The organism is Bacillus sp. SIMBA_008, from assembly GCF_046535495.1.
Taxonomy (GTDB): Bacteria; Bacillota; Bacilli; order Bacillales; family Bacillaceae; genus Bacillus; species Bacillus subtilis.
The window spans coordinates 1-261 of record NZ_JAWRWL010000682.1 but is presented as its reverse complement, the minus strand read 5'-3'; the positions used below and the strand labels follow the sequence as shown (position 1 = coordinate 261).

Annotated in this window: 1 pseudogene; it reads left to right on the top strand. The window is 40.6% G+C overall.

From position 1 onward, the window contains the following. A pseudogene (locus SB658_RS24970) lies at positions 1–261 on the top strand (phosphoglycerate dehydrogenase); the annotation flags it as partial.

Here is a 261-nt window from a genome sequence, read left to right as displayed (position 1 = left end):
GCTCGGACGTCTTGTCTCTCAATCTATGAGAGAACCGGTAAAAGAAGTAGGCATCTCTTACGAAGGCTCTATTTCAAAACTCGAAACATCCTTTATTACAAAAAGTCTCCTGTCAGGCTTTTTAAAAGAGCGTGTTGATTCGACTGTAAATGAAGTCAATGCTGGAATGGTGGCAAAAGAACGCGGCATTAGCTTTAGTGAAAAGATTTCTTCCAGCGAATCTGGTTACGAAAACAGCATTTCTATTGAAGTCAAAGGCGA